Raw genomic sequence first — 3172 nt, 5'->3', positions numbered from 1 at the left:
CACCGCCGCGGTGAGCGCGACCGCGCCCACCATCACCGCCGTCGTCATGGTCCGCCCCGCACTCACGCCGGAAGGAACGCCAGCGCGATGCTGGTGGCCCCGCTGGCCACGATCGCGCCGATGAGGCTCATCAGCACGCCGTGCGAGGCGTCGTTGGCGGCCAGATCGGTGCGGAAGGCGATCCACAGTCTGCCCGCGGACAGGATCATCCAGGACAGGCAGATGATCAGCACGAACCACAGCAGCCAGTTCAGCAGCTGCATCAGCGGCTCCAGCACCTCCGACGGCATCTGCTTGTAGGCGAGCAGTTCTTCCCGCACGAGCTCCGCCCGCATTCCACGCGTGGTCATTCCCCGACCCTTACCCTTACGTACCGATCACAGCGTTCATGATGGTGCCCGCGCTGGTGGCCACCGCGCCACCGATCATCGCGCCCGCCACCATCTTCGGCGACTCCAGCCCGCCGCCGGACCAGCGTTCCCAGGCGAATCTGCCGCCCGCGTAGATGATTCCGCAGATCCCCGACAGCAACACGAACCAGGTCAGGTAGCGCACCAGCTGCAGGATCTTCTCCGATCCGGGGGGCGCCTCGGGGGTCGGGTTGCCGACCTGGGCGAGCACGACGTCGTAGGTGTCCTGAACAGCCAAGAGGAACATGCTCATCGGGGCCCTTTCTCGTACGGCGGATCGGTCACATCGTCGTCTGCGAAATCCGTTCTGCTGTCAAGCTTCTCACGTACCGCGTCGACGATGTCAGCCCCCAGCTCACGAACCTCGACCGGCACCTCGTCGAGCGGGTCGATCTTGCGTTTGCGTTCCGGCATCGGGTCGCCCGGCGTCCAGATCGGCAGTTGCTCGGGCTCGACCAGGGTCCATTCCTCGTACCAGGGCACCTGCCAGACCGGACCGGCCAGCGAGCCGACCAGTTCCCGGTAGCGGCGGATCTCGGCGGGCATCCGGCCCGGCCGCGCCGCGACCGTGACCAGCCCGAGCACCTCGGAGGGACCGCCGAAACCGAAGTGGTGCTGGCGCAGCAGGTCGTGCGCGCGGGTCAGCCCGGAGATGGTCTCGCGCGCGACGAGCACCACGAACGGCGATTCCCGGTCGAACACACCCGGCCACCGGCGGCTGGCGTCGGCGGCGGGCGCGAGCACGTGCGCCAGGGTGGTGGCGCCCGCGCCACCGTGCACGCCGAGCAGCCACACCAGCGGGGCGCGGCCGACACCGGGCACCGGGCGGTCCCACACCGGGGCCCGGCGCGATTCCGGCGGCGCGACGACGCCCACCGGGCGGGGATCGAGTTTGCGGCGCAGCCGCATCGCGGCGGTCACGACGCCACCCCTTCCACGAGCCGCGCGTAGGCGCGGCGGGTCCGCTCGGCCAGTTCGGCGTGACACACCAGCTCCCCGCGGGCCAGGTGCGGATCGTAGGGAACCTCGACGATGTCGCGGACCCAGCCGGACAGGTGCTCGCGCAGATGGTCGGCGACGCGGGAGTCGCCACCGGGCGCCTGGTGCGAGATGACCAGCGTGGTGTCGCCGACGATGCCGTTGCCCTGCCCCTCGGCGGCCTCGCCGAACTCGTCGTCGAGCCATTCCAGCGTCACCCGCAGGCGATTGGCCGCGTCCGGTCGCGCCGCGATGGTGAGCACGAGGGCGATGTCGCCGTCGTCGAGCAGCGGCCGCAGCTGGCGGCTCGCGATCGGGTGGCCGCCGTCGTAGACGGCGGTGTAGCCCGCGTCGGCCACCGCGCGCGCCACCGTCAGATAACTGGCGCGCCGCCGCAGCGGCGCGGCGTCACGCCACAACAGGCCGATCCCCGACGTCGCGCGGGAGAGGCACTCCTTCAACGGCGCGGGCTCGTCGTCGCCGCGGCCGTACAGCCACGACTGCAGGCTGATCGGGTGCAGATGCTCGTCGGCGCCGCGCAGCGCGATGTCGCCGCCCGCGGCGGTCGCGTCGACGGCCACCGTCGGCGTCCCCGCGACACCGAGCTCACCGGCGATGCCGAGCGCCGTCGTCGTCGTGCCCGCCCCGCCACAGCCGCCGACCACCAGGATCGACCGCTGACCCAGAACCCCGTCACCGTCCCCACCGGCCCGCCGCCGGAACCGCACCACCGGAGCCTTGGTACGCGCATCGTGGCTCGGCGGTTCGCCCCGGTCGGGCGCCTCGTCGAGCCAGCGGCTCCAGTCCTCTCCCATCGCTCTCAGCTCTCCTTCACCCGGCCGTGATGCTCGTGATGAGCACCCGGCCGCCGACCACCGCGGTGGTGACCGTCTGCTTGTTGTACGTGGCGGGCGCGCCACCGGGCCGATACTCGGTGACCTCCACCGCGTACGCGCCCTCCCCGCCGGGCCGCTCGCTCAGCGTGGTCACCCGCACGCAGTGCGTGGTGCCCGCCGGGACCGTGTCGATGCCGCGCTGGATGATCTCCGCGCCGGGCACGGCGGCCTCCGGGGCGACGAACTGCCTGGCGCGCTCGCCGGAGCGGTCCACGTAGTAGGCGTACTGGAAGCCGAGCACCGCCTCCGGCCCCGAGGCGTCCCCACCGGGGGCCGCGCTGCGCAGCACCCGGTCGAAGTGCTCGGTCGGGCAGCCGGTGGTGATCCCGGCCTGCGCGCTGCCCGCGGTGAACCGCATCGGCGCCTGCGCGGGCGCGGCGCCCGGCCGGTCGGCGGACAACCGCACCAGCACCAGCGCGCCGACCGCCGAGGCGATCAGCACCAGCACCGCGATCACCGCCACGATCACCGTCCTGGCCCGGCGGGTGGCCGGATGGTCGCGCAGCAGGCGGGCGGGCGGCGGCTCGGGGGCCGGGTCCTCGTCGTAGTCCTCGTCGTCCGGCCACGGGAAACGGACCAGGTCGGCGCCCCGTTCCGGGAAGTCGTCGTCCGGGCCGGGCGCGTGCACCAGATCCGGCGCGTCCTCGGCGACCCAGTCCGACCAGCCGCCGGTGAACTCGGCACGGCGGGTGGGCAGATCGGCGGGCACCTCGGCGACCGCCCGCACGTCGTCCGGGTCGGGCTCGTCGTCGGCGGCACGGCCACGCGGTCGCGGCGCCACGCCGGCCGGGAACAACTCCCCGCCCCCGCCCCAGCCCCCGGCCCGGGTCGGGCCGGCGGCGGCGTCGGGGGGGCGCAAGCCGGTCTCGTCGTGGGGGCGGCCGCGCG

General features: G+C 73.5%; 5 protein-coding genes. All 5 read right to left on the bottom strand.

What is annotated here, in order from left to right; all coding sequences use genetic code 11:
• Positions 1–62 precede the first annotated feature (62 nt).
• Positions 63–350, bottom strand: a complete 288-nt coding sequence (locus QH283_RS08035; protein ID WP_280502386.1) for a hypothetical protein — start codon at positions 348–350, stop codon at positions 63–65.
• Positions 351–366: 16 nt separating this feature from the next.
• Positions 367–663 (bottom strand): hypothetical protein, encoded by a 297-nt coding sequence (locus QH283_RS08030; protein ID WP_280502385.1) that lies wholly within the window; start codon positions 661–663, stop codon positions 367–369.
• The gene (locus QH283_RS08025) at positions 660–1331 is read right to left on the bottom strand and encodes a hypothetical protein (RefSeq protein WP_280502384.1); all 672 of its coding nucleotides are present in this window, start codon (positions 1329–1331) and stop codon (positions 660–662) included. Before QH283_RS08025 ends, QH283_RS08030 begins: the two co-directional genes overlap by 4 nt.
• Positions 1328–2203 carry a MinD/ParA family ATP-binding protein gene (locus QH283_RS08020; RefSeq protein ID WP_280502383.1) on the bottom strand — a complete coding sequence of 292 codons (876 nt, stop codon included), beginning with the start codon at positions 2201–2203 and terminating at the stop codon, positions 1328–1330. Before QH283_RS08020 ends, QH283_RS08025 begins: the two co-directional genes overlap by 4 nt.
• A gap of 16 nt (positions 2204–2219) precedes the next feature.
• On the bottom strand, positions 2220–3172 hold a 953-nt coding region (locus QH283_RS08015; protein WP_348538266.1), incomplete at its 5' end, for a hypothetical protein.

It is taken from the genome of Nocardia farcinica (assembly GCF_029867845.1).
Lineage (GTDB): Bacteria > Actinomycetota > Actinomycetes > Mycobacteriales > Mycobacteriaceae > Nocardia > Nocardia farcinica_A.
The sequence above is the reverse complement of the archived record's forward strand: the minus strand, read 5'-3'. Positions and strand labels throughout refer to the sequence as shown.

What these genes read in the sequence shown, in the direction of transcription:
- QH283_RS08035 (WP_280502386.1), bottom strand. Translation starts at nt 350, where the DNA reads ATGACCACGCGTGGAATGCGGGCGGAGCTCGTGCGGGAAGAACTGCTC.
- QH283_RS08030 (WP_280502385.1), bottom strand. Translation starts at nt 663, where the DNA reads ATGAGCATGTTCCTCTTGGCTGTTCAGGACACCTACGACGTCGTGCTC.
- QH283_RS08020 (WP_280502383.1), bottom strand. Translation starts at nt 2,203, where the DNA reads ATGGGAGAGGACTGGAGCCGCTGGCTCGACGAGGCGCCCGACCGGGGC.